At 63.1% G+C, this 25,735-nt stretch carries 23 protein-coding genes; 14 read left to right on the top strand and 9 right to left on the bottom strand.

The features are described 5' to 3' along the window. Position 1 precedes the first annotated feature (1 nt). The 3 genes from aguA (at position 2) to ONG87_RS19790 (ending at position 3,886) form a co-directional block, all read left to right on the top strand. The gene (aguA, locus tag ONG87_RS19800) at positions 2–1,108 is read left to right on the top strand and encodes an agmatine deiminase (RefSeq protein ID WP_264381901.1); all 1,107 of its coding nucleotides are present in this window, start codon (positions 2–4) and stop codon (positions 1,106–1,108) included. 270 nt (positions 1,109–1,378) lie between these two features. Beyond that, complete coding sequence (locus ONG87_RS19795) at positions 1,379–2,668, top strand: OprD family porin (RefSeq protein WP_264381900.1); 1,290 nt, start codon at positions 1,379–1,381, stop codon at positions 2,666–2,668. A gap of 294 nt (positions 2,669–2,962) precedes the next feature. Beyond that, positions 2,963–3,886, top strand: coding sequence for a CAAX protease (locus ONG87_RS19790; protein WP_264381899.1), 924 nt, complete (start codon positions 2,963–2,965; stop codon positions 3,884–3,886). Positions 3,887–4,054: 168 nt separating this feature from the next. On the opposite strand, the gene ONG87_RS19785 is transcribed toward ONG87_RS19790, so the two are convergent. After that, on the bottom strand, positions 4,055–5,314 hold the full coding sequence (locus tag ONG87_RS19785; RefSeq protein ID WP_122479824.1) for a sodium:proton antiporter: 1,260 nt from the start codon (positions 5,312–5,314) through the stop codon (positions 4,055–4,057). A 102-nt stretch (positions 5,315–5,416) separates the two neighbouring features. Next, entirely contained in the window at positions 5,417–6,586 is a 1,170-nt protein-coding gene (locus ONG87_RS19780; protein ID WP_185794741.1) for an MFS transporter, read from the bottom strand. Between the two features lie 270 nt (positions 6,587–6,856). Between ONG87_RS19780 and ONG87_RS19775 the strand changes: the two genes are divergently transcribed. Next, positions 6,857–7,243 carry an MAPEG family protein gene (locus tag ONG87_RS19775; RefSeq protein WP_185794742.1) on the top strand — a complete coding sequence of 129 codons (387 nt, stop codon included), beginning with the start codon at positions 6,857–6,859 and terminating at the stop codon, positions 7,241–7,243. A gap of 55 nt (positions 7,244–7,298) precedes the next feature. On the opposite strand, the gene ONG87_RS19770 is transcribed toward ONG87_RS19775, so the two are convergent. From ONG87_RS19770 to ONG87_RS19760, 3 genes are all read right to left on the bottom strand, one after another. After that, positions 7,299–7,706, bottom strand: a complete 408-nt coding sequence (locus ONG87_RS19770; protein WP_185794743.1) for a DUF1090 domain-containing protein — start codon at positions 7,704–7,706, stop codon at positions 7,299–7,301. 256 nt (positions 7,707–7,962) lie between these two features. Continuing rightward, positions 7,963–9,156 carry a methionine adenosyltransferase gene (gene metK / locus ONG87_RS19765; RefSeq protein WP_264381898.1) on the bottom strand — a complete coding sequence of 398 codons (1,194 nt, stop codon included), beginning with the start codon at positions 9,154–9,156 and terminating at the stop codon, positions 7,963–7,965. 12 nt (positions 9,157–9,168) lie between these two features. Beyond that, positions 9,169–10,170: a metalloregulator ArsR/SmtB family transcription factor gene (locus ONG87_RS19760; protein WP_122479819.1), complete on the bottom strand. Its 1,002-nt coding sequence runs from the start codon at positions 10,168–10,170 to the stop codon at positions 9,169–9,171. A gap of 192 nt (positions 10,171–10,362) precedes the next feature. Here ONG87_RS19760 and tkt point away from each other — a divergent pair, with 192 nt between their 5' ends. From tkt to ONG87_RS19710, 10 genes are all read left to right on the top strand, one after another. After that, complete coding sequence (gene tkt, locus ONG87_RS19755) at positions 10,363–12,360, top strand: transketolase (protein WP_122479818.1); 1,998 nt, start codon at positions 10,363–10,365, stop codon at positions 12,358–12,360. 142 nt (positions 12,361–12,502) lie between these two features. Continuing rightward, complete coding sequence (epd, locus tag ONG87_RS19750; RefSeq protein ID WP_122479817.1) at positions 12,503–13,558, top strand: erythrose-4-phosphate dehydrogenase; 1,056 nt, start codon at positions 12,503–12,505, stop codon at positions 13,556–13,558. A 14-nt stretch (positions 13,559–13,572) separates the two neighbouring features. Beyond that, positions 13,573–14,736 carry a phosphoglycerate kinase gene (locus ONG87_RS19745; protein WP_122479816.1) on the top strand — a complete coding sequence of 388 codons (1,164 nt, stop codon included), beginning with the start codon at positions 13,573–13,575 and terminating at the stop codon, positions 14,734–14,736. Between the two features lie 27 nt (positions 14,737–14,763). Next, positions 14,764–14,985, top strand: a complete 222-nt coding sequence (locus ONG87_RS19740) for a hypothetical protein (RefSeq protein WP_264381897.1) — start codon at positions 14,764–14,766, stop codon at positions 14,983–14,985. A gap of 103 nt (positions 14,986–15,088) precedes the next feature. After that, positions 15,089–15,301 carry a hypothetical protein gene (locus tag ONG87_RS19735; protein ID WP_122479814.1) on the top strand — a complete coding sequence of 71 codons (213 nt, stop codon included), beginning with the start codon at positions 15,089–15,091 and terminating at the stop codon, positions 15,299–15,301. A 22-nt stretch (positions 15,302–15,323) separates the two neighbouring features. After that, the gene (locus tag ONG87_RS19730; protein ID WP_264381896.1) at positions 15,324–15,650 is read left to right on the top strand and encodes an MliC family protein; all 327 of its coding nucleotides are present in this window, start codon (positions 15,324–15,326) and stop codon (positions 15,648–15,650) included. A 106-nt stretch (positions 15,651–15,756) separates the two neighbouring features. After that, a complete protein-coding gene (gene fba / locus ONG87_RS19725) occupies positions 15,757–16,821 on the top strand; it encodes a class II fructose-bisphosphate aldolase (RefSeq protein WP_043192347.1) in 1,065 nt (354 codons plus the stop codon). 226 nt (positions 16,822–17,047) lie between these two features. Further along, positions 17,048–19,177 (top strand): bifunctional diguanylate cyclase/phosphodiesterase, encoded by a 2,130-nt coding sequence (locus tag ONG87_RS19720; RefSeq protein ID WP_264381895.1) that lies wholly within the window; start codon positions 17,048–17,050, stop codon positions 19,175–19,177. A gap of 56 nt (positions 19,178–19,233) precedes the next feature. Beyond that, complete coding sequence (locus ONG87_RS19715) at positions 19,234–19,734, top strand: M48 family metallopeptidase (RefSeq protein WP_264381894.1); 501 nt, start codon at positions 19,234–19,236, stop codon at positions 19,732–19,734. A gap of 11 nt (positions 19,735–19,745) precedes the next feature. Beyond that, entirely contained in the window at positions 19,746–20,042 is a 297-nt protein-coding gene (locus ONG87_RS19710) for a helix-turn-helix domain-containing protein (protein ID WP_049861413.1), read from the top strand. Here ONG87_RS19710 and ONG87_RS19705 read toward each other — a convergent pair. From ONG87_RS19705 to dbpA, 4 genes are all read right to left on the bottom strand, one after another. Continuing rightward, complete coding sequence (locus tag ONG87_RS19705) at positions 20,033–20,500, bottom strand: GNAT family N-acetyltransferase (RefSeq protein ID WP_122479810.1); 468 nt, start codon at positions 20,498–20,500, stop codon at positions 20,033–20,035. The genes ONG87_RS19710 and ONG87_RS19705 overlap by 10 nt on opposite strands. Before the next feature lie 30 nt (positions 20,501–20,530). Beyond that, a complete protein-coding gene (yccS, locus tag ONG87_RS19700; RefSeq protein ID WP_122479809.1) occupies positions 20,531–22,723 on the bottom strand; it encodes a YccS family putative transporter in 2,193 nt (730 codons plus the stop codon). A 198-nt stretch (positions 22,724–22,921) separates the two neighbouring features. Then, entirely contained in the window at positions 22,922–24,100 is a 1,179-nt protein-coding gene (locus ONG87_RS19695; protein ID WP_122479808.1) for an NAD(P)/FAD-dependent oxidoreductase, read from the bottom strand. A gap of 188 nt (positions 24,101–24,288) precedes the next feature. Then, entirely contained in the window at positions 24,289–25,626 is a 1,338-nt protein-coding gene (dbpA, locus tag ONG87_RS19690) for an ATP-dependent RNA helicase DbpA (protein ID WP_240998843.1), read from the bottom strand. Positions 25,627–25,735: the final 109 nt, after the last annotated feature.

Below are 25,735 nucleotides of genomic sequence, written 5' to 3'. Positions count from 1 at the left end.
CATGACCACGCTCGACAGTACCCCTCGCGCCGACGGTTTCCACATGCCGGCCGAATGGGCGCCCCATACCCAGACCTGGATGCTGTGGCCCGAGCGCCCGGACAACTGGCGCCTGGGCGGCAAGCCGGTGCAGGCGGCGCATGTCGCCCTGGCCAAGGCCATCGCGCGTTTCGAGCCGGTCACCGTCGGGGTGTCTGCCGGGCAGTACGACAACGCGCGCGCGCGCCTGGACGTGCCGAACATTCGCGTGGTCGAAATGAGCAGCGACGATGCCTGGATGCGTGATACCGGGCCGACCTTCGTGATCGACGAAAGCGGCCAGGTGCGCGGTGTGGACTGGGCGTTCAATGCGTGGGGCGGCTTTGAAGGTGGCCTCTACGCGCCCTGGAACCGCGACGAGCAGGTGGCAAGCAAGGTGCTGGGCATGGAGCGCTGCCAGGGTTACTACACGCAAGGTTTCGTGCTCGAAGGCGGCTCGATTCACGTGGACGGCGAAGGCACGCTGATCACCACCGAGGAATGCCTGCTCAACCGCAATCGCAACCCGCACCTGAACCGCGAGCAGATCGAGCGAATCCTGTCCGATCATCTGGCAGTGGACACGATCATCTGGCTGCCCGACGGCCTGTTCAACGACGAGACCGACGGACACGTCGACAACTTCTGCTGCTACGTGCGTCCCGGTGAAGTGCTGCTGGCCTGGACCGACGACGCCAGTGACCCGAACTATGCCCGTTGCCAGGCTGCCCTGCAGGTGCTGGAAAGCAGCGTCGATGCCAAGGGCCGGGCGCTGGTGGTGCACAAGATGCCGATCCCGGGGCCCCTGTATGCCACCCAGCAGGAGTGCGATGGCGTCGATCTGGTTGCCGGCAGCCAGGAGCGTCACCCGTCCGTGCGCCTGGCCGGATCCTACGTTAACTTCCTGATCGTCAACGGCGGCATCATCGCGCCCAGCTTCGACGACCCGCTCGACAGCCAGGCGCAGGCCCTGTTGCAGCAGCTGTTTCCGGAGCACGAAGTGGTGATGGTGCCGGGCCGTGAATTGCTGCTCGGTGGCGGCAACATCCATTGCCTGACCCAGCAGCAGCCGGCGCCCGTGCGCGGCTGAGGCGGGCTGACCAGCCTTTGAAGCCCGACCTGATGTCGGGCTTTTTTGTGGGCGTTATGCCGCAAAGCGACCTGCTTATAGCGATAAAGTTTCACGAAATTTTGACTTTCGCATCCTCCCATCGCTAGGATCCGACCCCGCGCACTGGCCCGCATAGACCCTGCCCCGCCCCTCCGAATGCCTGTTGCAGAGCGTTGCGCTGGCAATGCGGACGGCCGGAAACGAGCGGGTGGCCGTGTCGCGTCCTCACTGGTGATTAGGGAAAACAAGATGTTGAACAAGAAACTGGCTGTCCTCGCGCTGGGCGTGATGGCGGCGACCCAGGCCATGGCCAGCGAACAGACCGATAGCAAGGGCTTCGTCGAAGACAGCCACCTCGACGTACTGCTGCGCAATGCCTACATCAGTCGTGACTACAAGCATGGCGGGCAGGACAAGGCCGAGTGGGGCCAGGGTGTGATCGCCAAGTTCAATTCCGGTTTCACCCAGGGTACGGTCGGCGTCGGCGTCGATGCATTCGGCCTGTATGCGCTGCGCCTGGACGGCGGCACCGGTCGCGCCGGTGCCGGCGGTATCGACTTCTTCAAGCGTGGCGGTACTTCGGACGATCCGAGCAGTGCGCCCCACGATCTGGCCCGCGCCGGCGCAGCGGTGAAAGTGCGCATCTCCAATACCGTGATCAAGTACGGCGACCAGATGCCGGCGCTGCCGGTGCTCAATTTCGACGATTCGCGCCTGTTGCCGGAAAGCTTCACCGGCACCCTGATCACCTCCAAGGAAATCGATGGCCTGGTGCTCAACGCCGGCCGCTTCACCCAGGAAGCGCGCAAGAGCGCCGAAGCCCGCGACAGCGGTGGCCTGAAGAAAATCGACGTGTACGGCGGCAGCTATCAGTTCAGCGACAGCCTGACCGGCGCCTTGTATGCCTCGGATGTCGAAGACCGGCTGAAGAAGCAGTACGTCAACCTCAACTACGTGCTGGCCCTGCCGAGCGAACAGTCGCTGACGTTTGATTTCAACGGCTACCGCTCGCACCTGGACAAGGACTACGCCAGCACGCTGGGCACTGGCCAGGACAACAAGATCTGGAGCCTGGCCGCGACCTGGGCCTTCGGTCCGCACTCGCTGACCCTGGCACACCAGCGCAGCACGGGCGATACCGGCTACAACTACGGTTTCTATCAGAACGCCGGTGGCGTGGGCGACGGTGGCTCGACCATTTTCCTGGCCAACTCGTACTGGTCGGACTTCAACGCCGAAGACGAAGTCTCCTGGCAGTTGGGCTACGGCATCGACTTCCGCACGTTCGGCGTGCCCGGCCTGACCTACAAGGTGGCCTACGTGCGTGGCGACAACATCCGCACCCCGACGGGCGATGGCCAGGAACGCGAGATCTTCAACCAGGTCCAGTACGTGGTGCAGAACGGCCCGGCCAAGGACCTGACCCTGCGTCTGCGCGGCTCGTGGTTGCGCACCTCGGACAACGTCCGTGCTTCGGGCTATAACGACGACGGCAACGAAGTACGCGCTTTCGTCGAGTACCCGATCAACATCTTCTGATGGCGACCCGGTTGTGATGGTGTAAATGAAAAACCCCGCGAGAGCGGGGTTTTTCGTATGCGAACGGTGCCGATCAATGCTCGCGCACGGTGTGGATCGAAGACAGGCAAATCGCAGAAACAAAAACCCCGGCTCAAGGCCGGGGCGGGTGTTTCATGGTCTCTACAATGAGTCGTAAGCTTTCGCCAATTGGAACTCACTGCCAACCTGTTTACCGATGCTACGGCCGGTTGACACGCGTGTCAACCGGCCGATATACAAGGGTCCAGACGCGTCGCCAGAAGGAAACTGAGCATGCCGCATACCGTCCAGTATCGACCTGTGCTGATCGATGAATTGATCAGCACACACAGAATTGCCAGTTACGGCAGGGTGTTTTCTACAAGGACAGATGCAGAGCTGGTGGGTGCGTACTTATGGAACTCGCACGTTTGCGCGGCGCTATACCCGTTGCTGAACGCAACGGAAATTACACTGAGAAATGCCATCGACGCGGCCCTTACAGCGGATCTTGGCAAGTTCTGGTGGAAGCGAGGCACATTGCAATACAGAAGTCATACGTCTGGGGCTACGACGGAACCCTATCCGGTAAGTCATTTGGCCGGAAACTTTTCATCGGCCTACAACGCGGCACAAAGGGAGCGTTCACGGCGAATGGGCAGAACGTTCAAAGGCGCTCCAGAACATCAGGAAGTCGTCTCGAAGACAGAGTTCTCAACGTGGGAGTTCATTCTTGACAGCGAGTACATGGGTAACAATTTAATTTGGCCCAAACATCTGGGCACGGTATTCAAGGGGATTTGGCCCACCACCTCCGCTGCAAGCATGCTGAAACAATGCCGGGAGCGTGTTTCGCTGGTTCGTAACTTCAGGAATCGAGTCTTTCATCACGAGCCTGCATGGAAGCGTTCTGGAGTCACCAACGAACAGCAAGCGGTGACTCACCTCCATGAAAAAATTCACAGGATTACCCAGCTGATTGCCTGGGTTTCACCTGAGAAAATTGATCTGTTGGAAAAGTGTGGTGCTATCAGAAGCGCTTACCGAGCATGTTCATTAGGTGAAATCGAAAGGTTCAAGTACCAGTCGAAAACGATAACGGTCAACAGCATGCCAAAGCTGATCAAGGTTGCTCAGGCAGCCAGCACTCGTGACGTTGTGATGCAAGTGGCTATCTACGGGAAGCGTAAAATGTTTTACACAGTGCATCCTGACTGAAAAGGGTGTCATCTCGGCAAGACACCTGATGCCTCTGGTATCAGGTGTCTCATTGTTGTTGCAGCATGGGGATAATCACCCCTCAGGCCGTGAATCTGCAGGTCGTGACAGCCGCTACGGGATACGCCACGTGCAAACACGGCTGCCCGCTTCTTGATCTCACGACGATCAATGCTCGCGCACGGCCTGCGTATCCGGCTCGCGGGTGACGGCCTTGACCAGTTTGCCGATGCTCAGGCCCTGCAGCAGGATCGAGGACAGCACGACGATGTAGGTGATGCTCAACAGCAGGTCGCGTTCCGGTCCGATCGGCAGGGCCAGGGCCAGGGCGACCGAGACGCCGCCGCGCAGGCCACCCCAGGTAAGCACGCGAATGGTGCCACGCGGGACGCTGCGAAAGCGTCGCAGCAGCAGAATCGCCGGGGCCACCGTGAGCAACCGCGAGAGCAGGATCGCCACGGCCAGCAGGGAGGCTGCGAACAGGTGCAGCCAGGAGAACGGCAGCAGCAACAGCTCCAGGCCGATCAAGGCGAACAGCAGCGCATTGAGGATGTCGTCGAGCAACTCCCAGAAGCCGTCCATATAGCGCCGGGTCATGTCGTTCATTGCCAGGTTGCGCCCCAGGTTGCCGATGATCAGCCCGGCCACCACCATTGCGATCGGCGCCGACACATGCAGCTCGTAGGCCATGGCCGAGCCACCGATCACCAGCGCCAGGGTCAGCATGACCTCGACCTGGTACTGCTCGATGCTCTTGATCATGCGGTAGACGATGTAGCCGATCAGGCCGCCGAACAGTGCGCCCCCCACGGCTTCATGCAGGAACAGCATGGCCGTTGCGCCCGCCGTCGGTGTTTCGCCCAGTTGAGCGATACCCAGCAGCACGGTGAACACCACCACCGCCGTGCCATCGTTGAACAGCGATTCGCCGACAATGGTGGTTTTCAACGGCTTGGAGGCGTTGGCCGTGCGCAGCACGCCCAGCACCGCGATCGGATCGGTAGGTGAAATCAGGGCTCCGAACAGCAAGCAGTACAGGAAGCTGACGTGCCAGCCGAACAGGCCGAATATCCAGAAGGCCAGGGCGCCGATGACGAAGGTGGCGATCAGCACGCCGAAAGTGGCCAGCAGACCGATCGGCCAGCGGTAGTTGCGCAAGTCGGCGAGGTTCACGTGCAGGGCGCCGGCGAACAGCAGGAAGGACAGCATCCAGTTCATCAACAGATCGCCGAAGTCGATCTGGTTCATCAATGCTTCGACGCGTTCTTCCAGGCCCGGGTAGCCGATGAAACTCAAGCCTTGCAGGATCAGCGAGAACAGCAGAGCGGTCACCATCACGCCGATGGTAGGGGGCAGGCCGATGAAGCGGAAATTCACATAGGTCAGCAGTGTGGTGAGGCAGATGAATGTGGCAACTAGCTCGAGCATCCGGGCTCCTTTGGTCAAATGATGAAGATTTCTCGATAGATGAGGTCTATCAAACGCTGCAGTGTTGTTGGATGTTGCCGTGCGCCCGAACGGCACACCCGTTCATCCCGCCGCGTTGAGTGCCGCGGTTGGCCTGCGCTGCCAATAGATGAACACCACGGCGAGTATCAGGGTGCCGATGCCGGTTATGGCGCCGGTCCATGGCAAATCCACCAATGGTGCACCACTGGCGACAACCAGGCCGCCGACCCAGGCGCCGGCGGCGTTGCCCAGGTTGAAGGCGCTCTGGTTGAGGGTCGAGCCCAGGTTCGGCGCCTCGTGTGCCTGGTCGATGATCAGCAATTGCAGGATCGGGCACAGCGCGAAGGCGAACACGCCCCACGCCAGCAATGTCAGCGCGGCCGGGATCAATGAGCCGCTGGTCTGGGTGAACAGGGCCAGGATCAACACCACCGCAATGGCCATGCCCACCAGCGAGGGCAGCAGGCGCGAGTCGGCCAGACGGCCACCGAGCATGCTGCCGATGGTCAGGCCGACGCCGAACAGCAGCAGCATCACGGTGATGCCGTGGGCGCTGACGCCGGTAACGTCCTGCAGGATCGGTGCAATGTAGGTGAACACACTGAACAGGCTGCAGGAGGCCATCGCGCTCATGGCCAGGGGCAGCAAAACGTTGGGCTTGCGCAGCACGCGGAACTCGCGGGCCAGGTTGCCGCGTTCCATGGGAATGGCCTTGGGCAGCCAGACGATCTGCGCCAGCAGGGCAATGATGCCGATCACCGAGACGGCCCAGAACGTGGAGCGCCAGCCGGCGAACTGGCCCAACGCCGTGCCCAGCGGTACCCCCAGCACGTTGGCCAGGGTCAGTCCGGTGAACATCAGCGCGATGGCCTGGGCGCGCTTGTTCGGCGCCACCAGGCCTGCGGCCACTACCGAGCCGATTCCGAAGAACGCTCCATGGCACAGGGCCGTGATGATTCGGGCGCCCATCAGCGTGGCGTAATTGGGCGCCAGCGCGCACAGCACGTTGCCGAGGATGAACATCAAGGTCATGCCCAGCAAGGTAGCCTTGCGCGGCAGGTTGGCGGTGAGCACCGCCAGCACCGGCGCGCCGAAGACCACGCCCAGGGCGTAGCCGGTGATCAGCAAGCCCGCATCCGGGATGCTGACGGACAGGTCCTGCGCCACATCGGTGAGCAGGCCCATGATGACGAATTCGGTGGTGCCGATGCCGAATGCGGCGACGGCCAATGCAAACAATGCAAGTGGCATGCGGATGTTCTCGAGTAGGAGGGTGAGTTGCCCGACAAAGGCATGCGCCAGCCTCCGCATGAACTGCAGAGAACACGATTTATTGGAATAGGAGCGCAAAAGGATGCAGCAATACAGCGGCGCGTATTATAGGGAGTGCCGCAAAGGTGGCCAAATTGATAATTGCAATGGAACTCTGCGCGGGCGAACCTTTCGCGGCGTGTGTCCTCTTAGTGTGTATCGAGCGTGCATGGGCACATCGGTATGGAAGACTCGAACAAGGAACTCTGTATGACCGTCGCCTTCTGGTGTGTCTTGATCGCTTTGGTATTGCCCTACGCATGCGCCTATATCGCCAAGTTCACGGGCGGCAACTTCGGCTTGCGCCACAACCATGATCCGCGAGCCTACCTCGACGCCCTGGAGGGCTTGCCCAAGCGGGCCCACGCCGCGCAGTTGAACAGTTTCGAAATTCTTCCCGGCTTCATCGCCGCAGTGGTCATTTCCGATATCGTCGGCAATGCGCAACAGGTGACGCTCGACGTGCTGGCAGTGGTGTTCATCACTACACGTCTGCTGTACATCATCTGTTACCTGGCCGACTGGGCTGCATTGCGGTCGTTGGTATGGTTCACCGGGTTCGCGATCATAGTCAGTTACTTCTTCGTCTCGATGTAGCGGCACTTTGCGTACAGGCGGCGGATCATCGACATGACTCGCCGCGCAATGCTCGTTACTTGTCCAGCTCATCCATTGCTTCTTGCAATTCCTTGCGCGACTCGGCGAGCTTGTCCTTGCGCTTGTTGATCTTCTCCGAATCGCCTTTCTTCATGGCTTTGTCCAGGTCGCTTTGACGCTTGCTGACTTCGCGCTTGGCATCGAGCACTTTGCCTTCACGTTCCTTGCGCAGCGAATTGTCGGTGCAGTTGGTCTGGATCTCGCGCAGTGCGGTGTTCAGGCCATCGACCTGATTCTGGTTGCCGTTGGCCTTGGCGACGGCGATCTGTGCCTGCACGTTCTGCTGCTTGGCGGCGCAACCGGTGGCCACTGCCGCCACGGCGGGGGCAGGAGGGGCAGCCATCGCCGGGGCGACAAGCACACCGGTGACCAGCAAAGCGCACAGGGAGGAAAGCTTGTTCATGGTGACTCCGTGAATATGATTCTGAATAGTTGACGATGAATTGAAGTAAATGTCTGTAGGACGCGTCCTATTCGTGGCACCACGTATCGAGTTGCTGCAGTGGCCCACGACATGATCCTTCCATTGAAGGACCTTTTGCCGGCCAGGTCAAAGCCGTCTCGCCTCGAAGCAGGCCTGCGCCCTTTGCGACGACACAAAAAAGCCCCGGCCAGTCACCCGGCCGGGGCTTTTCGTATACTGCTGTCAGGCGCCTGGCTTACTTGAGGCCGGCGGCGTCGCGCAGGGCCGCGGCACGGTCGGTGCGCTCCCAGGTGAACGCGGTGAAGGTGTCGTCGCCTACGGTCATTTCCACCGGCGCCCGGCCGAAGTGGCCGTAGGCCGCGGTGGCCTGGTACATCGGGTGCAGCAGGTCGAGCATGGTGGTGATGGCATACGGACGCAGGTCGAAGTGCGCACGCACCAGCTTGACGATCTGGTCGTCGCTGATCTTGCCGGTGCCGAAGGTGTTGATCGAGATCGACGTGGGCTGGGCCACGCCGATGGCGTAGGACACCTGGATCTCGCAGCGCTCGGCCAGGCCGGCGGCGATGATATTCTTGGCCACGTAGCGACCGGCGTAGGCCGCAGAGCGGTCGACCTTGGACGGATCCTTGCCGGAGAACGCACCGCCACCGTGGCGGGCCATGCCGCCGTAGCTGTCGACGATGATCTTGCGTCCGGTCAGGCCACAGTCACCCACCGGGCCACCGATGATGAAGTTGCCGGTCGGGTTGATGTGAAACTGGGTGTCCTTGTGCAGCAGTTCGGCCGGCAACACGTGCTTGACGATCAACTCCATCACGCCTTCGCGCAGGTCCTTGTAGGACACGTCCGGGTTGTGCTGGGTCGACAGCACCACTGCATCGATGCCCACGACCTTGCCGCCCTCGTACTGGCAGGTGACCTGCGACTTGGCATCGGGGCGCAGCCACGGCAGCAGGCCGGACTTGCGCGCTTCGGCCTGGCGCTCGACCAGGCGATGCGAGAAGCAGATCGGCGCGGGCATCAACACGTCGGTTTCGTTGCTGGCATAGCCGAACATCAGGCCCTGGTCGCCTGCGCCCTGATCTTCCGGCCTGCTGCGGTCCACGCCCTGGGCGATGTCTACCGACTGCTTGCCGATGATGTTCATGACCGCACAGGTGGCGCCGTCGAAGCCGACATCGGAGCTGTTGTAGCCGATGTCGACGATGACCTTGCGCACGATGTCTTCCAGGTCGACCCAGGCCGACGTGCTGACTTCGCCGGCGATGATCGCCACGCCGGTCTTGACCAGGGTTTCGCAAGCCACGCGGGCGAACTTGTCCTGGGTGATGATGGCGTCCAGCACCGCGTCGGAAATCTGGTCGGCGATCTTGTCCGGGTGTCCTTCAGAGACGGACTCGGAGGTGAAAAGGGAGTATTCGCTCATCTCGACGGTTTCCTAAATTGACCGATGGTGAGTGTCGCCAGCCGGCCGCGAGAAATGTCGGACCTGAATCTGGAAACCATTACGTAAGCCCACGTAGAGGCTCTCTCCGGGTACAAGCCCCGCAGCGGTGGCCCAACGGGCCAGATCTTCCTGTTCGAAACCCAACCAGAGATCACCGCAGGCCTCCTTGGCCCAACTCTGGTTGTGGCTGCACAATTCTGTGACCAAAAGACTGCCACCCGGTTGCACGCGCTGGGCCAGATGACCGAGGGCCTGCTGCGGGTCGCTGAAGTGGTGCAGGACCATGTTCAGCACCACGCAGTCGGCGCGCAGGCTGGTGGGTGCCAAGGCATCGACCAGCTCCAGGCGCACGTTGCCCAACCGCTCGCGCAGGCAGACCTGACGCGCCAGTTCGAGCATGGCCGGGCTGTTGTCCTGCGCCGTGACCTGAGCAAAGCGCCGCGCCAGCTCGGGCAAGAAGCCGCCGTCGCCAGGGCCCACTTCCAAGGCGCTGGCCTGGCTGGTAAAGCTGAGTTTGTCGAGCAGGGCCAGCAGGCTTTCGCGGTACTGCGGCAAGCCGGCGATGAGGTCCTGCTGGGCGCGGAATTTTTCTTCCATGCGCGAGAAGAAATCTTCGCTGGCGGCCGCGCGCTGGCGCTGCACCACGGCCATGCGCACCTGGGCCTCGGCCGGGAGGCTCAACGCGTCGACCTCTTCGAGCAAGGCGCTGTGCAGGCGCCCGCCCAGCGCGCGAGCGTTGGGCAGGGCGCGGCGGTAGAAAATCGCGTTGCCCTCGCGGCGGGTAGCCACCAGGTCGGCTTGGGCGAGCACCTTGAGGTGATGGCTCATGCCCGACTGACCCACTGCGAAGATCTGCGCCAGCTCCAGCACGCCGAACGAATCGCTGGCCAGCGCGCGCAGCACGTTGAGGCGCAGTGGATCGCCGCCGGCCTTGCACAGGGCCGCCAGATCGTCACTTGCCTGATGGTCGAAAGCAGGGGCGCGCAGGTTCATAGGTTCGGCAGTCTAGTGAGCGATGCGCAGCCTCGCAAGACCAATATCAAAAAGTTTTGATATTGGTTCGCAGCTGGTGCGGCCGTGCATTTGCCCGCTGGGGCAAATGTCCGATTGCCCAACCCCCTGCCGGTGGGGGAAAATGTCGTTCTTTGTTGTATCCCTGCCTACACAGACCCCAGGAGACATGCGATGCCCAGCCGTCGTGAGCGCGCCAATGCCATTCGTGCACTGAGCATGGATGCCGTGCAAAAAGCCAACAGCGGCCACCCAGGTGCCCCCATGGGCATGGCGGATATCGCCGAAGTGCTGTGGCGTGACTTCCTCAAGCACAACCCGGCCAACCCGGCGTTCGCCAACCGCGACCGTTTCGTCATGTCCAACGGCCACGGCTCGATGCTGGTCTATTCGCTGCTGCACCTCACCGGCTACGACCTGGGCATCGAGGACCTGAAGAATTTCCGCCAGCTGCACAGCCGCACCCCGGGCCACCCCGAGTACGGCTACACCCCAGGCGTGGAAACCACCACCGGCCCACTGGGCCAGGGCCTGGCCAACGCCGTCGGTTTCGCCATTGCAGAAAAAGTGCTGGCGGCGCAGTTCAACCGCGACAGCCACAAGATCGTCGATCACAACACCTATGTGTTCCTCGGCGACGGCTGCATGATGGAAGGCATCTCCCACGAAGTGAGCGCGCTGGCCGGCACCCTGGGCCTGGGCAAGCTGATCGCTTTCTACGATGACAACGGCATCTCCATCGACGGCGAAGTCGAGGGCTGGTTCACCGACGACACGCCGAAACGCTTCGAAGCCTACGGCTGGCAAGTGATTCGCAACGTCGACGGCCACGATGCGGACGAAATCAAGACCGCCATCGAGACCGCGCGCAAGAGCGAGCAGCCCACCCTGATCTGCTGCAAGACCACCATCGGCTTTGGCTCGCCGAACAAGCAGGGCAAGGAAGACTGCCACGGCGCGCCACTGGGTGCCGAAGAGATCGCTTTGACCCGCGCCGCGCTGAAGTGGAACCACGGCCCGTTCGAAATCCCGGCCGACATCTACAAGGAATGGGACGCCAAGGAAGCCGGCGTTGCCGTGGAAGCCGAGTGGAACCAGCGCTTCGCTGCCTATTCCGCCGCCTACCCCGAACTTGCCAATGAATTCGTGCGGCGCATGAGCGGTGAGCTGCCAGCCGATTTCTCCGAAAAGGCCAGCGCCTACATCGCCGAAGTGGCCGCCAAGGGCGAGACCATCGCCAGCCGCAAGGCCAGCCAGAACGCCTTGAACGCCTTTGGCCCATTGCTGCCGGAAATTCTCGGTGGCTCGGCCGACCTGGCCGGTTCCAACCTGACCCTGTGGAAAGGCTGCAAGGGTGTCGAAGCAGATGACGCCGCCGGCAACTACATCTATTATGGCGTACGCGAATTCGGCATGAGCGCGATCATGAACGGCATCGCCCTGCATGGCGGCTTCGTGCCGTACGGCGCGACCTTCCTGATCTTCATGGAATACGCACGCAACGCGGTACGCATGTCGGCGCTGATGAAGAAGCGCGTGATCTACGTATTCACCCACGACTCCATCGGTCTGGGTGAAGATGGCCCGACCCACCAGCCGATCGAACAGCTGGCCAGCCTGCGCTGCACCCCGAACCTCGACACCTGGCGTCCTGCCGATGCGGTCGAGTCGGCGGTAGCATGGAAATTCGCCCTGGAGCGCAACGACGGTCCATCGGCGCTGATCTTCTCGCGTCAGAACCTCGATCACCAGACCCGCGACCAGGCCCAACTGGCCGATATCACCCGTGGCGGCTATGTGCTCAAGGATTGTGCTGGCGAGCCTGAGTTGATCCTGATTGCCACCGGTTCCGAAGTCGGTCTGGCGGTGAAGGCCTTCGACAAACTGACCGAGCAGGGCCGCAACGTGCGCGTCGTGTCGATGCCGTGCACCAGCGTGTTCGACGCGCAGGACGCAGGCTACAAGCAGTCGGTATTGCCGCTGCAGGTCAGCGCGCGCATCGCCATCGAGGCGGCGCATGCCGACTACTGGTACAAGTACGTGGGCCTGGAAGGCCGCGTGATCGGCATGACCAGCTTTGGCGAGTCGGCACCGGCGCCGGCCTTGTTCGAAGAGTTCGGTTTCACCCTGGAGAATATCCTGGCCACCGCCGAAGAATTGCTCGAAGACTGATCCACACCCGCGTAGGAGCGGTCATGGGCCGCGAAGGGCGTGCTGCGGTGTGTCAGGTGTACCGCGGCGAGGCTTTCGCGGCCACGGACCGCTCCTACGGGTGGTCCTCGGATGCTCATAATAATTCCAGGCGTACTTGCTCATGTCTTCTCCACGCCCCTACAGAGTCGCTCTCAACGGTTACGGCCGCATCGGTCGCTGCGTGCTGCGTGCGTTGTGCGAGCGCGGTGCGCAGGCCGAGTTCGAGGTGGTGGCGATCAACGACCTGGCCGACATGGCCAGCATCGAGTACCTCACGCGCTTCGATTCGACCCACGGCCGCTTTCCCGGTGAAGTCACGGTGGATGCCGACCACCTGTTGATCAACGGTCAACGCATACGCGTCACCCGCAGTGCCACGCCCGAAGCGATCGACTGGGCCGCGCTCGACATCGACCTGGTGCTCGAATGCTCCGGGGCCTACAACACCCGCGGCGACGGCCAGCGTTTCCTGGCCGCCGGCGCACCGGCCGTGCTGTTTTCCCAGCCCATGGCCAGCGAAGCCGACGTCGATGCCACCATCGTGTTCGGTATCAATCAGGATTGCCTAAGCGGACGCGAACGGCTGGTTTCCAACGCGTCCTGCACCACCAATTGCGGCGTGCCACTGTTGCGCCTGCTGGATCAGGCCATCGGCCTGGAATACGTGTCCATCACCACCATTCACTCGGCCATGAACGACCAGCCGGTGATCGACGCCTACCACCACGAAGACCTGCGCCGTACGCGCTCGGCATTCCAGTCGGTCATTCCGGTTTCCACCGGCCTTGCCCGTGGCATCGAACGGCTGCTGCCGGAACTTGCCGGTCGAATCCAGGCCAAAGCAGTGCGCGTGCCGACCGTCAACGTGTCATGCCTGGACATTACCCTGCAGATGGCGCGCGACACCTGTGCCGTGGAGGTCAACCGGATTCTCTACGAAGCAGCGTGCAGTGGCCCGTTGCAGGGGCTGCTGGCCTACACTGAGTTGCCGCACGCCAGTTGTGATTTCAACCACGACCCTCATTCGGCCATCGTCGATGCCAGCCAGACCCGCGTATCCGGCCCGCGCCTGGTGAACCTGCTGGCCTGGTTCGACAACGAATGGGGTTTTGCCAATCGAATGCTCGACGTTGCGGGGCATTACCTGCGCGTCATGAACAATTCCAAACGAGCTTGAAAGGACTGAACGCAATGACCGTGTTGAAGATGACCGACCTCGACCTGCAAGGTAAGCGCGTACTGATTCGCGAAGACCTCAACGTACCCGTCAAGGATGGCAAGGTAACCAGCGACGCGCGCATCCTCGCCTCGTTGCCCACCATCAAGCTGGCCCTGGAGAAGGGCGCGGCGGTGATGGTCTGCTCGCACCTGGGCCGGCCCACCGAAGGCGAATTCTCTGCCGAGAACAGCCTCAAGCCGGTGGCCGAGTACCTGAGCAAGGCCTTGGGCCGCGACGTGCCGCTGGTCGCCGACTACCTGGACGGCGTCCAGGTCGAGGCGGGTGATGTGGTGCTGTTCGAGAACGTGCGCTTCAACAAGGGCGAGAAAAAGAACGCCGACGAGCTGGCCCAACGCTACGCGGCGCTGTGCGACGTGTTCGTGATGGACGCATTCGGCACTGCGCACCGCGCCGAAGGCTCCACCCACGGCGTGGCCAAGTTCGCCAAGGTGGCCGCAGCCGGCCCGCTGCTGTCCGCAGAGCTTGAAGCGCTGGGCAAGGCGCTGGGCGCCCCGGCCAAGCCGATGGCCGCCATCGTTGCCGGCTCCAAGGTCTCGACCAAGCTGGACGTGCTCAATAGCCTCAGCGGCATCTGCGACCAGCTGATCGTGGGCGGTGGCATTGCCAACACCTTCCTGGCCGCAGCCGGGCACAAGGTTGGCAAGTCGCTGTACGAGCCTGACCTGCTCGACACGGCGCGCGCCATCGCGGCCAAAGTCAGCGTGCCGTTGCCGGTCGACGTGGTGGTGGCCAAGGAGTTCGCCGAAAGCGCCGAAGCCACGGTCAAGCTCATTGCCGACGTAGCCGATGACGACATGATCCTGGACATCGGTCCACAGACCGCCGAGCACTTCGCCGAGCTGCTCAAGTCGTCCAAGACCATTCTGTGGAACGGCCCGGTAGGGGTGTTCGAGTTCGATCAGTTCAGCAACGGCACCCAGGTATTGGCCAAGGCGATCGCGCAGAGCCCGGCCTTTTCCATTGCCGGTGGCGGCGATACCCTGGCGGCCATCGACAAGTACGGCGTCGCTGGCGACATCTCCTACATCTCGACTGGCGGCGGTGCGTTCCTCGAGTTCGTCGAGGGCAAGGTGCTGCCGGCCGTGGAAATGCTGGAACAGCGGGCCAAGGCCTGACGTCCTTTGAGGCTCGAGGAGAAGCGGATGCTCAAGGCACCCATCCTGGCGTTGCTGATCGGCCTGCTTGCCGGCTGTTCCGGTGCGCCGGCAACATCGGTCGACGACGGTCCGGCGGCGATCCCGGGCGGCTGTTCGCAGTCGCAGTGGCAGGCCGAAAGCATCCCGGTGGTCGGCAAGCGCATGGGGCCTGAGGCTCTGGAGCGCTACGAGCCGGAACAACAGGCGCAGGCACCGGGTTGTCCGTGAGGGCAACCAATGGCGCTTGCCAGGGGTCTTCTGTGGTGAGTTTCACGATTATCACTGCCTTTGGCACCAAGATTATCTGTGCCTCCGGCACAAGGAGTTCACCATGAAGATCGGTTCCGCGACATTCGGTTTGGCCACCCTGCTGGCAGCGGCGCTGTCCAGCGGTTGCATGAGTTCAGGCGCCGGCAGCGCCTGTGAAGTGTTCAGCCCGGTGTCTGTGGTGACGCCCACGACTCAGGACGATCAACGGGTGCAGACCAACGCCACTGGTGCGCCGGCCGGTGCCCGGAACACGGCACAGGATTGCGGCGCGTGAGCCAGTGCTCAGAGGTATATGAATGAAAGGCGGTTTGGCAATAATGGCAATGGCGCTGCTTTCTGGCTGCGCCTACCTGGATAAGCCGATGCCGGTGTCCCCCGACTGGACACGTTGGCAGTGCGACAGCCAGGTCGAGGTGCAATGGCGGTACAGTGCCGCCGACAAGAGCGCGATGCAGGTGCGCCTGGCCGGCAGTGACAAGCAGTACGTCTTGACGCCCCAGGCCGGGGCCGAGGGCGAGCTGTTCAGCGATGGTGTGCTGGCGTTCCACAAGAAAGGTGATGAGGGCCTGGTGTACTGGGTCGCTACCGACGATTTGATTGGCCGGGGCTGCAAGGCTCCGTGACGGCTGGGCCTACTGCGCCAGACCGATGATAGGCATTACTTCAAGAGCGGCCGCCGATGCGGCGAGCTGCAACGATCAACGACCCTGAACCGGGAGACACAAGACAATGGCACTTATCAGCATGCGTCAGATGCTGGATCACGCCGCCGAATTCGGCTACGGCGTACCAGCTTTCAACGTCAACAACCTCGAGCAGATGCGCGCCATCATGGAAGCGGCCGACAAGACCGACTCCCCGGTCATCGTCCAGGCTTCGGCCGGCGCCCGCAAATACGCCGGTGCCCCGTTCCTGCGTCACTTGATCCTGGCGGCGATCGAAGAGTTCCCGCATATCCCGGTGTGCATGCACCAGGACCACGGCACCAGCCCCGACATCTGCCAGCGTTCGATCCAGCTGGGCTTCAGCTCGGTGATGATGGACGGCTCGCTGGGCGTCGACGGCAAGACCCCCACCGACTACGACTACAATGTGCGCGTGACTTCGCAGACCGTGTCCTTCGCCCACGCCTGCGGTGTGTCGGTAGAGGGCGAGCTGGGCTGCCTGGGTTCGCTGGAAACCGGTCAGGCCGGTGAAGAAGACGGCGTGGGCGCCGAAGGCATCCTGGATCACAGCCAGATGCTCACCGACCCGGAAGAGGCGGCCGATTTCGTCGCCAAGACCCAGGTCGACGCCCTGGCCATCGCCATCGGCACCAGCCACGGCGCCTACAAGTTCACCAAGCCGCCTACCGGCGACATCCTGGCGATCGACCGCATCAAGGCGATCCATGCGCGCATTCCCAACACTCACCTGGTGATGCACGGCTCCTCGTCGGTGCCGCAGGAATGGCTGGCGATCATCAACGAGTACGGCGGCGCCATCAAGGAAACCTACGGCGTGCCGGTCGAGGAAATCGTCGAAGGTATCAAGTACGGCGTGCGCAAGGTCAACATCGACACTGACCTGCGCCTGGCCTCCACCGGTGCGATCCGCCGTTTCATGGCGCAGAACCCGGCCGAGTTCGACCCGCGCAAATATTTCGCCGAAACCGTGAAAGCCATGCGTGACGTCTGCATCGCCCGCTACGAAGCGTTCGGCACTGCCGGCAACGCCTCGAAGATCAAGCCGATCTCCCTGGAAGGCATGTTCCAGCGCTATGCCAGCGGCGAGTTGAACGCCAAGGTCAACTAAGCCTCACCGCTGTCGAAAAACCCGCCTGTTGGCGGGTTTTTTCGTTCTGGCGCAGTGTTCTCGGCATGGCAATGCCTTTTGAACAGGGCGCGCCGTCCATCGGCGAGTGCTCATTCGTGACGCAAACCGTGGGAAATTGTCCTACAGCTTTGTGCCGAGCCCGTCTAAAGTAACGCAAGAAGTTTCCGGGCGAATCCGGATTCAGCACGTCTGAACGAGTATTAGCATGGAATGCGCCCCTGATCCGTCCGTTGACGGTGGTTCCACGTTGTTGGTGGTCGACGATTATCCGGAAAACCTGCTGAGCATGAGAGCCCTGCTCGAGCGCCAGGACTGGCAGGTGGTGACCGCAGCTTCCGGGGTCGAAGCGTTGGGCAAACTGCTCGAACATGAGGTCGATCTAGTTCTGCTCGACGTGCAGATGCCGGGCATGGACGGTTTCGAAGTGGCTCGGCTGATGCGTGGCAGCCAGCGTACGCGCTTGACCCCGATCATCTTCCTGACTGCCAACGAGCAGTCGCAGGCCTCCGTGCTCAAGGGCTACGCCACAGGGGCGGTGGACTATCTGTTCAAACCGTTCGACCCGCAGATCCTGCGGCCCAAGGTCCAGGCGCTGCTCGAACAGCAGCGCAACCGGCGTGACCTGCAGCGTTTGAGCCGTGACCTGGAAGCGGCCCGCGCCTTCAATGCCTCGGTGCTGGAAAATGCCGGTGAGGGCATTCTGGTGGTCAACGAGCACGGTCTGATCACCTTCGCCAATCCGGCCATCTCGCGCCTGCTGGGCGCCACGGTGGAGCAACTGCAGCGCGGCGAACTGGCGGATTACCTGCACAAGCCGCAGATTCCCGAATGGTCCGAGTCCGACTTCTACCGCGCCTACAGCACGCGCAATACCTACCGGGTGCATGACGCGCTGCTGCGCACGGCCAACGGCCAGCAGTTGCCGGTGGCTCTGTCGTGCGCGCCGTTGCCCGGCGAGCAGCGCGCCATGGTGGTGACGATCCTCGACATGTCGGTGGTGCGCAGCCTGCACCAGCAGCTGGAATACCAGGCGGTGACTGACCCGCTGACCGGGCTGCTCAACCGCCGCGGTTTCTATCAGGCCGTGGAGAGCGCGCTGGTGCGCAACGAGCGAACGGAAAAGGCTCAGGCGCTGCTGTATCTGGATCTGGACGGCTTCAAGCGTATCAACGACAGCCATGGTCACGACGCTGGGGACAGGGCCCTGCGCTGGGTGGCCGAACAGCTCAAAGCGGTGCTGCGGCCCTTCGACGTGGTGGCGCGCATGGGTGGCGACGAATTCACTGCGCTGCTGGACAACCTCGACTACCCCGAGCAGGCCGCCAAGGTGGCCGAAAAGCTCATGGAACGCATCGCCATCGAGCAGACCGTGGATGGCGTGGACATCAGCCTGGGCGTCAGCATCGGCATTGCCACCTACCCCGAGTGTGGCGCCAACCTGGACAGCCTGCTGCGCGCTGCCGATATCGCCATGTATGCCGCCAAGCAGGCCGGTCGCCAGCAATACCGCTATTACGATCAGGACTTGAACGGTCGCGCGCGCTCGCGTCTGCTGCTCGAAACCAGCGTTGGCGAAGCCATCGAGAACCGTGATTTCAGTTTGGTCTACCAGCCGCAGGTGTCCCTGCTCGACGGTCGTCTGCGCGGTTTCGAGGCGCTGTTGCGCTGGTGCCATCCCAGCGTCGGCGACGTGCAGCCGGGGCTGTTCATTCCCTTGCTCGAACAGGCCCGATTGATCAGTCGCCTGTCGAGCTGGATCTACACTGAAGGCGCCGCCCAGCGCCGCGCCTGGTCCAGCCGTTTTCCTGCCGAGCTGGTGCTCAGCATCAGCCTGAGCAATGCCCAGTTCGCCATGCCCAACCTGGTGGCCGAGCTGCAACGCGCGATTGCCTTGCATGGGTTGCGCCCGCATCAGCTCGAAGTGGAGGTAGTGGAGTGCTCGCTGATGCATAACCTGCCCCAGGCCACCGCGCAGTTGCAGGAGTTGCGCAACCTCGGTGTGCGCATCGCCCTGGATGATTTCGGCACCGGCCCGTGCTCGCTGAAATTGCTGCGCGATCTGCCCATCGACACCCTCAAGCTGGACCGTCACCTGATCGCTCGATTGCCCGACTCCAAGCCCGATGGTGTGTTCGCGCGCAGCGTGATCCAGGCCTGCAAAGCGTTCGACATCACGGTGATCGCCGAGGGGGTGGAAACCGCTGAGCAATGCCAGTGGCTGCGCGCCGCCGGTTGCGAGTGGATCCAGGGCTTCGTGATTGCCCGGCCATTGACGGCGCAGGCCGCCAGCGACTTTCCGCTGGTCAGCGCCGGCGTGCAGCCGGCAGCGGTGTGACGCCAGCGCCACGCAGGCGTTACACTGGACACCTTTCTCAAGTCGAAACAGGCACCATGACCGCGCTGAAGTACCTGCAAGCCTACCCACCCGCACTGCAGGAGCAGGTCCGGCAACTGATCGCGCGCGGACAGCTGGCGGACTACCTGAGCCAGCGCTATCCGGATCGCCACGCCGTGCAGAGCGACAAGGCGCTGTACAACTATGCCATGGCCCTGAAGCAGGAGTACCTGCGCAACGCGCCGGCCATCGACAAGGTCCTGTTCGACAACCGCCTGGACCTGACGCATCGCGCACTGGGCCTGCACACCGCGGTTTCGCGGGTTCAGGGCGGCAAGCTCAAGGCCAAGAAGGAAATCCGTATCGCTTCGCTGTTCAAGGACGCGGCGCCGCAGTTTCTGCAGATGATCGTGGTGCATGAGCTGGCGCATTTCCGCGAGAGCGACCACAACAAGGCGTTCTACCAGCTGTGCGAACACATGCTGCCCGGTTATCAGCGGTTGGAATTCGACCTGCGCGTCTACCTGACCTACCGTGATCTGCCCCCGCCGCCGTGAAGGATATTCCCATGCAAGTCAGCAAGACCCGCAGCAGTTTCTATCGCCGGCTCTACGTGGCCTGGCTTATCGACAGTGGCCAGGCGGCCACCGTGCCTGCCCTCATCGAGGCCACCGGGATGCCCCGGCGCACGGCCCAGGACACCATTGCGGCGCTGGCCGACCTGGACATCGCCTGCGAGTTCGAGCAGCAGGATGGCGAGCGCAACCACATCGGTCGCTACGTGATCAGGCAGTGGGGCGCGATCGACCGTGAATGGATCGGCCAGAACCTGGGGCAGATCCGTCAGGTACTCGGTTACCCCTGAGCCTCGACACGCCGGTACATGGCGATGTGCGCAATGTTGTCTTCCAGGTATTCCTGGCCGTGGGCAATGAAGCCGTAGCGGCCGTAATAGCCTTGCAGATGAGCCTGGGCCGATAGCTTTATCGGCATTTGCGGCCAGCGCCGCGCGGCGTGCTCCAGAGCGTTGGCCAGCAGCGCGTGGCCCAGGCCGGTACCGCGCGCAGATGGGGCAGTGATCACTCGGCCGATCACCACGTCACCGCTCTGTGTGGAAGGGTCGAGCAGGCGCAGGTAGGCCACCAGGCGGCCCTCGCTCCAAGCCAGCAGGTGACAGGTGTCCGCCTGCAGGTCCTGCCCATCAACGTCCTGATAGGGGCATTGCTGCTCGACCACGAAGACTTCGCTGCGCAGGCGCAGGATTTCGTACAGCTGGTGCACATCCAGCTCGCTGTGGTGCATGCACATCCATTCGATGGCCATGGTTACCTCGTTCAAGGTTTCGGTTGCCCGCTAGCTGGCGGCAGCTGCGGTCGGGCCTTTGATCAAGTGCGCGGCCAGGGTGCGCAGTGGCCCCAGCTGCCGACAGATCAGCGCCAGCTGGGTCTGCATCAGACGCTGGCCTTCGTCGACCTCCTCGGGCATCTGTTCCAGTTCGTCGGCCAGCGCTTCCTCGCTGTCGCTCTGCACCTGCACCGGCACACGCGTGGCGAGGCCCGTGGCGATTTCGTCGATGCTGCGTGCCAGGCTTTCGCCGGCCCCGCCGATCAATTGTTCGCGCGCCTCGGCCGGCAGCTCGGTGCCACGGTGCGCACCCAGCCCGGACAGGTAGCTGAGCAGGGTGTGCGACAGCACCAGGAAGCGGAAGCCGACGTCGGCTTCCTTGCGGAAGTGGCCGGGCTCCATGAGCATGTTGGCCAGGGTGGTGGAAAGCGCAGCGTCGGCATTGTGGGCGTTGCGCCGTGCCAGGCGATAGGCGAGGTCGTCGCTCTTGCCGTTGGCGTATTGCTGCATGATCTGGCGCAGGTAGATGCTGTTGCAGGTCAGCGTGTTGGCCAGCACCTTGTTCAGCTTGCGGCCTTGCCAGTCGGGCAGGAACAGGAACACCGCCAGGCCGGCGATCAGGCTGCCGAGCAGGGTGTCGAACAGCCGTGGCAGGAACAGCCCGTAGCCGTCGCCGGTCTGGTTGAAGCAGAACAGCACCATCAAGGTGATGGCGGCCGTGGCCAGGGTGTAGCGCGTGGTGCGGTTGACGAAGAACACCAGGCCGGCGCCGATGGCGAACAGCGACTGCACGATGGGGCTGGGGAACAGGTCGAACAGCGCCCAGCCCACGGTCAGGCCGATGGCGGTGCCGATGATCCGCTGGCCCAGCTTGCGGCGGGTGGCGCCGTAGCTGGGCTGGCACACGAACAAGGTCGTCAGCATGATCCAGTAGCCCTGGCTGGGGTGGATCAGGTGCACCATGGCGTAGCAGATCACCAGTGCCAGGGGCAGGCGCAGGGCATGGCGAAACAGCAGCGAAGTGGGCGTGAGGTTCTGCCGGATGCGGCCCCAGAAGTCTTTCAGAGTGTGCGGCGAGCGGTCCAGCAGGCTGCTGTCGCGGGCATCGGCCAGACGGTCGGGATTGCCGGCGTCGCTGAGCAGGCGGTCGAGGGTGCCGAGGTTGGCCGCCAGCGCGCGCAGCGACCGCAACAGGCCGCGCCAGGCCGGGTTGCTCTGGATCCGCAGGTGTTCGAGCGAAGCGTGCAGGTCGCTCAAGGCCTCGGCGAAGCTGTCGTCGTAGATGAACGGCTGGCGCAACTGGATCGACTCGCCCAGCCGCTGGCAGGCCACGCCCTGCTGGCGCAGCAGACGCTGACAGCGAAACAGCACGTCACTGTGGAAGAAGGCGTCGGCCAATGCGTTGTAGGGGTAGTGCGAGGAACTGGCGCGCTCGTGGATGTCCTGGGCCAGGAAGTACAGCTTCAGGTAGCGGCTGACCTTGGAGCCGGGACGGCCGTTGCCGACTCGGTGCAGGATGATTTCCTTGGCCGCGTTGAGCGCGGCCACGACCCGACCGTTCTGCTTGGCGAGCTCCAGGCGGCGGGCTTCCACGTCCAGCTGGCGGATCGGTTCGAACAGGCTCGACTTGAGCTTGAGGTACTGCCCCAGCTCGCTGAACAGCCGCGCCAGGGCCTGTTGCACCGGCTGGTTGGAAAACAGCACCTGCCACAGCACCGACAGCAGGCCATACCAGGCGGCGCCGGCCACCAGCAGCACCGGCTCGCGCCACAGGTTGCTGACTTCGCCGCCGCGCTGGTCGACGCCGATCATGGTGTAGACCGAGAGGATCAGGGTGGCGTAGGCAATGGCACCGTAGCGCTCGCCGAGCGCGCCGAGCATGGTCAGGGCGAAGCTGGCCACGGCCAGGGCCGTGACGAAGATGTAGGGGTAGGGGAACAGCAGTTCAACGGCAAAAGCGGCGACGGTGAAGCACGACAGGGTGGCTGCCAGGGCGCGGATGCGGCCTTGCCAGTTGTCGTCGGTTTCAGCCAGGGCACAGGCGATGATGCCCAGGAACAGTGGCACCAGCAGACGCATCTCGTTTTCATACCAGCACAGCGCCATGCTGCCGGACAGCGCGATGAACACCCGTACGCTGTAGCTGAATTTGTCCAGCGCCCACAAGCGGCGCATCGATTGGCGGAACGACCTGGATGCCATGAAAAAGGAGTCGACCTGTAGGCGAGGGAACTGATGAACGGCGTCAATCTACCATTGTCGGCGCACGCCCGATACTGCGCGGCGGCCCCTGACGCGGCTTGCGCCGCTGCTACAGGGGCGGTGGCGGATCGAGAGAGTGTGGGGACCCTGTAGCAGCGGCGCGAGCCGCGTCCGGCAGCGCCGCAGATCCGCGGCGTGCTACACGTACTGCGCGGCGGCGTATCCGGAGGCCCACGCCCACTGGAAATTGAAGCCGCCCAGATGCCCGCTGACATCGAGCACCTCGCCGATGAAATACAACCCCGGGCTTTTCAACGATTCCAGGGTCTTGGACGACACCTCGCGGGTATCGACGCCGCCCAGCGTCACCTCGGCGGTGCGATAGCCTTCGGTGCCGGCCGGCACCAACTGCCAGGCGCCCAGCGTAGTTGCAACCGTTTGCAGCTCGGCCGGGGTGTACTGCTTCATCGGCTTGGACACGAACCAGTGTTCGGCCAACAGGTTGGCCATTTTCTTGGTGAAGACTTCACCCAGCAGGGTCTTGAGCTCCGAATTGGGCCGCTCGGCCTGCTGTTGCTGCAGCCACGCCAACGCATCGTGATCGGGCAGCAGGTTGATCTCGACGGTGTCGCCGGGCTGCCAGAACGAGGAAATCTGCAGGATCGCCGGCCCGCTCAGGCCGCGATGGGTGAACAGCAGGTTCTCGCGAAACGCTTGTTCGTTGCAGCTGGCCACACAATCCACCGAGGTGCCGGACAACTCGGTGCAGATGTCCTTGAGCTGGTCGGTGATGGTGAACGGCACCAGCCCTGCGCGGGTGGGCAGCACACTGTGACCGAACTGGCGGGCGATCTGGTAGCCGAAGCCGGTCGCGCCCAGGGTCGGAATCGACAGCCCGCCAGTGGCCACCACCAACGACTGGCACGCCAGCAGGCCCAGTGAAGTCTGCAAACGATAGCCGTCGGCGGTTTTCTCGATGGACTGCACCGAGGTGTCCATGCGCAACTCGACGCCGGCGCTTTCGCACTCGTCCAGCAGCAAGCCGAGGATGTCACTGGACTTGTTGTCGCAGAACAGCTGGCCGAGTTTCTTCTCGTGGTAGGGCACGCCGTGCTTGGCCACCAGGGCGATGAAATCCCACTGGGTATAGCGCGCCAGGGCCGACTTGCAGAAGTGCGGGTTCTGCGAGAGGAAGTTGGCCGGTTCGGTGTACATGTTGGTGAAGTTGCAGCGACCGCCGCCGGACATGAGGATCTTCTTGCCCGGCTTGTTGGCGTGGTCGATCAGCAGTACCTCGCGACCTCGCTGTGCAGCGCTCAAGGCGCACATGAGGCCGGCGGCACCGGCGCCGATGATGATGACGGGGGTAGAGCGCACTGCTGGGTCCTCTCGAATCGGGGGTGTCAGGGGAGGCCTCTTCGCGGGCAGAGCCCGCTCCCACAAGGTTAGGCGTTCGGACCTCACCCTGTGGGAGCCCGCTCCCACAAGGTTAGGCGTTCGGACATCGCCCTGTGGGAGCAGGGCGGGCGGCGAGCCCTCTGCCCGCGAAGAGGCCTGGCCTGCGGTCAGAGAATCCGTACGCGCAGCGAACGGCCCTTGATCTTGCCGCTGTTCAGACGCTGCAGCGCCTGCTTGGCGATTCCGCGCTCCACGGCCACGAACGCCTGGAAATCGAAAATGGCGATCTTGCCGACCTGGGTCCCGGGAATGCCCGCATCGCCAGTCAGCGCGCCGAGAATGTCGCCCGGCCGTACCTTGTCCTTGCGCCCGGCGCCGATGCACAGGGTGCTCATTGGCGGCAGCAGCGGCTCGCCGCCCTTGGAAGTCAGGCTGTCGAGTTCGGCCCAGGCCAACGGCGACTTCTGCAGTTGCTCGATGGCCTGGGCGCGGTGCGCCTCGGCGGGGGCGACGAAGCTGATCGCCAGGCCTTTCTCGCCAGCGCGACCGGTACGGCCCACGCGGTGGATGTGGATTTCCGAGTCACGCGCCAGCTCGACGTTGATCACCATGTCCAGGGCATCGATGTCCAGGCCACGGGCGGCCACGTCGGTGGCCACCAGCACGGACGTACTGCGGTTGGCGAACATCGCCAGAACCTGGTCGCGGTCGCGCTGTTCCAGGTCGCCATGCAGCGCCACGGCGCTGATCCCCTTGCTGGTCAGGTGATCGACCACTTCCTGGCATTGCTGCTTGGTGTAGCAGAAGGCAACGCACGACTGTGGGCGGAAGTGGCCCAGGGCGCGCACCACGGCGGCCATGCGGTCATCCGGCGAGATTTCGTAGAAACGCTGTTCGATCTGGCTGTCGGCATGCAGTGCCTCGGCCTTGACCTGCTGGGGGTCGCGCATGAACTTGGACGACAGCTGCTTGATGCCGACCGGGTAGGTGGCCGAGAACAGCAAGGTCTGCCGGCGTTCCGGGGTCTGCTCGATGATGTCGGCGATAGAGTCGTAGAAGCCCATGTCGAGCATGCGGTCGGCTTCGTCGAGCACCAGCGTGTTGAGCCCGTCGAGCACCAGCGAACCTTTGCGCAGGTGTTGCTGGATACGTCCCGGCGTGCCGACGATGATGTGCGCGCCGTGTTCCAGCGAGGCGATCTGCGGGCCGAACGACACGCCGCCGCACAGGGTCAGCACCTTGATGTTGTCTTCGGCGCGGGCCAGGCGACGGATTTCCTTGGCCACCTGGTCGGCCAGCTCGCGCGTGGGGCACATGATCAGCGCCTGGCAGCCGAAATAGCGCGGGTTGATCGGGTTCAGCAGGCCGATGCCGAACGCGGCCGTCTTGCCGCTGCCGGTCTTGGCCTGGGCGATCAGGTCCATGCCCTTGAGAATCACCGGCAGGCTCTGCGCCTGGATCGGCGTCATCTGGGCATACCCGAGGGATTCCAGGTTGGCCAGCATGGCGGCGGACAGGGGCAGCGTGTTGAAAGCAGTGGCAATGGTGGTCACGGGACGGGCCTGCAAAACAAAATGTCGCGCAGTGTATCAGCCCCGTGGCCTTTCGCCCTAA

It is taken from the genome of Pseudomonas sp. MM227 (assembly GCF_947090715.1).
GTDB classification, from domain to species: Bacteria; Pseudomonadota; Gammaproteobacteria; order Pseudomonadales; family Pseudomonadaceae; genus Aquipseudomonas; species Aquipseudomonas baltica.
This window is presented reverse-complemented; position numbering and strand designations above follow the sequence as displayed.

Coding starts and splice junctions, on each gene's coding strand:
- ONG87_RS19785 (WP_122479824.1), bottom strand. CDS start 5,314: ATGCTCGAGCTAGTTGCCACATTCATCTGCCTCACCACACTGCTGACC.
- ONG87_RS19720 (WP_264381895.1), top strand. CDS start 17,048: ATGGAATGCGCCCCTGATCCGTCCGTTGACGGTGGTTCCACGTTGTTG.
- ONG87_RS19705 (WP_122479810.1), bottom strand. CDS start 20,500: ATGGCCATCGAATGGATGTGCATGCACCACAGCGAGCTGGATGTGCAC.
- ONG87_RS19740 (WP_264381897.1), top strand. CDS start 14,764: ATGCTCAAGGCACCCATCCTGGCGTTGCTGATCGGCCTGCTTGCCGGC.
- epd (WP_122479817.1), top strand. CDS start 12,503: ATGTCTTCTCCACGCCCCTACAGAGTCGCTCTCAACGGTTACGGCCGC.
- ONG87_RS19715 (WP_264381894.1), top strand. CDS start 19,234: ATGACCGCGCTGAAGTACCTGCAAGCCTACCCACCCGCACTGCAGGAG.
- ONG87_RS19710 (WP_049861413.1), top strand. CDS start 19,746: ATGCAAGTCAGCAAGACCCGCAGCAGTTTCTATCGCCGGCTCTACGTG.
- ONG87_RS19770 (WP_185794743.1), bottom strand. CDS start 7,706: ATGAACAAGCTTTCCTCCCTGTGCGCTTTGCTGGTCACCGGTGTGCTT.
- ONG87_RS19780 (WP_185794741.1), bottom strand. CDS start 6,586: ATGCCACTTGCATTGTTTGCATTGGCCGTCGCCGCATTCGGCATCGGC.
- tkt (WP_122479818.1), top strand. CDS start 10,363: ATGCCCAGCCGTCGTGAGCGCGCCAATGCCATTCGTGCACTGAGCATG.
- aguA (WP_264381901.1), top strand. CDS start 2: ATGACCACGCTCGACAGTACCCCTCGCGCCGACGGTTTCCACATGCCG.
- yccS (WP_122479809.1), bottom strand. CDS start 22,723: ATGGCATCCAGGTCGTTCCGCCAATCGATGCGCCGCTTGTGGGCGCTG.
- ONG87_RS19735 (WP_122479814.1), top strand. CDS start 15,089: ATGAAGATCGGTTCCGCGACATTCGGTTTGGCCACCCTGCTGGCAGCG.
- fba (WP_043192347.1), top strand. CDS start 15,757: ATGGCACTTATCAGCATGCGTCAGATGCTGGATCACGCCGCCGAATTC.
- ONG87_RS19775 (WP_185794742.1), top strand. CDS start 6,857: ATGACCGTCGCCTTCTGGTGTGTCTTGATCGCTTTGGTATTGCCCTAC.
- ONG87_RS19745 (WP_122479816.1), top strand. CDS start 13,573: ATGACCGTGTTGAAGATGACCGACCTCGACCTGCAAGGTAAGCGCGTA.
- ONG87_RS19790 (WP_264381899.1), top strand. CDS start 2,963: ATGCCGCATACCGTCCAGTATCGACCTGTGCTGATCGATGAATTGATC.
- metK (WP_264381898.1), bottom strand. CDS start 9,156: ATGAGCGAATACTCCCTTTTCACCTCCGAGTCCGTCTCTGAAGGACAC.
- ONG87_RS19795 (WP_264381900.1), top strand. CDS start 1,379: ATGTTGAACAAGAAACTGGCTGTCCTCGCGCTGGGCGTGATGGCGGCG.
- dbpA (WP_240998843.1), bottom strand. CDS start 25,626: ATGCTGGCCAACCTGGAATCCCTCGGGTATGCCCAGATGACGCCGATC.
- ONG87_RS19730 (WP_264381896.1), top strand. CDS start 15,324: ATGAAAGGCGGTTTGGCAATAATGGCAATGGCGCTGCTTTCTGGCTGC.
- ONG87_RS19760 (WP_122479819.1), bottom strand. CDS start 10,170: ATGAACCTGCGCGCCCCTGCTTTCGACCATCAGGCAAGTGACGATCTG.